This is a genomic window from Pseudomonas sp. NBRC 111140 (assembly GCF_001320885.1).
Lineage (GTDB): Bacteria > Pseudomonadota > Gammaproteobacteria > Pseudomonadales > Pseudomonadaceae > Aquipseudomonas > Aquipseudomonas putida_P.
Genome location: NZ_BCBQ01000189.1, coordinates 1 through 1,669, shown reverse-complemented (window position 1 = coordinate 1,669; position 1,669 = coordinate 1). Strand labels below are relative to the sequence as shown.

The window sequence follows — 1,669 nt, the reverse complement described above, 5'->3', positions numbered from 1 at the left end:
CCGACCCCAGCCTCGACTGTCATCAATGACAGCATCGACACTGTTACCGTAAGCATCGTCAGCAATGGCAATGTGACCGAAGACCAGCAACCTTCCTTTACGGTGAAAGTAAGCCAGGCGCTGGACCGTCCGTTGACCGTAACCCTGTCGAACGGCGACACAGTGACGATCGAAGCTGGCAAGACCGAAGTCGAGTACAAGACTCCGGCTCAGGGCGATGACGTCTATCACGACGCCGGCTCCATCACCCTCAGCGTTACCGACGCTACAGTTCCGGGTGCCACCTTCGAGAAGCTGGCCTTGGGTGGCCCGGCCACTGTTGAAATTTCGGACACCATCAGTGAGGTTGTGGCCAAGCTGACCGCCACGCCTTCGGTGACCGAGGGCGGCGAGATCACTTACACCATCACGCTGACCAACAAAGACGGCTTGCCGATCAACAACCACGGCGCCCTGACGTTCACGTTGAGCGACGGCAAGACCGTCATCACCGTGCCGGCCAACAGCACCACCGGTTCGATCACCGTGACTGCCCCGGACAACGTCTACGTCGGCAGCAACCCCCCAGTGGTGCAGTCGATCGCGACCGTTGTCGGCGCCGACGTCGGCAAGTTCGAACAGCTGACCCTGGACAAGACCCCGGTCAGCACTACCGTCACTGACGAGCCTGGTACTCCAGGCAACCCAGGCGGCAGCAACGAAGGTGATCTGGTCAAGGTCACCATCACGGCCGATCAAGCTTCGGTGGCTGAAAACGTCAAACCGACCTTCACCGTGCACATCAATCAGCCACTGGACCACGACCTGGTCGTGACCCTGAGCAACAATGCCCAGGTCACCATCAAGGCTGGCGAGACCAGCGCGCCTTACGAACACGCGGCACAGGGCGATGACGTCTACCTGGACAGCGGTGAAATCAGCCTCGGCATCAAGTCGGCTGTGGATATCGACGGCCGTACCTTCGAAAACCTGCAATTGGGCGGTGATGCTTCGGTTCAAGTGACCGACACCCTCGACGAAGTCGTGGCCAAACTGACCGCCACGCCTTCGGTGACCGAAGGTGGCGAGATCACTTACACCATCACCCTGACCAACAAAGACGGCCTGCCGATCAACAACCACTCGGAGCTGTACTTCAAGCTGACCGATGGTACGACTGTCGTCGTCGCAGCCAACAGCACCACCGGTTCCGCCACTGCAATCGCGCCGGATAACGTCTATGTCGGCGCTAACCAGCCAGTGGTCAACGCCATCGATGCGGTCAGCGGTGCAGATGCGTGGAAGTTCGAAAACCTGAACCTGGACAAGACTCCGGTCAGCACCCAGGTCACTGATGAGCCAGGTACGCCAGGCAACGAAGGCGATATCGTTAAGGTCACCATTACGGCTGACCAGGTATCGGTCGCCGAGAACGTGAAGCCGACCTTCACCGTACACGTCAATCAGCCGCTGGATCACGACCTGGTCGTGACCCTGAGCAACAATGCCACGGTCACCATCAAGGCTGGGGAGACCAGTGCGCCGTACGAGCACGCTGCACAAGGTGACGACGTCTACCAAGACGCTGGCGAAATCAGCCTGGGCATCAAGTCGGCGGTGGACGCCACGGGCGCTACCTTCGAGAACCTGCAGTTGGGTGGTGATGCTTCGGTCAAAGTGACCGACACCA

General features: G+C 59.6%; 1 protein-coding gene. It reads left to right on the top strand.

The features are described from left to right. Nucleotides 1-1,669: immunoglobulin-like domain-containing protein (locus APH42_RS30275; protein ID WP_374701067.1), on the top strand; the 1,669-nt coding region annotated here is incomplete at both ends.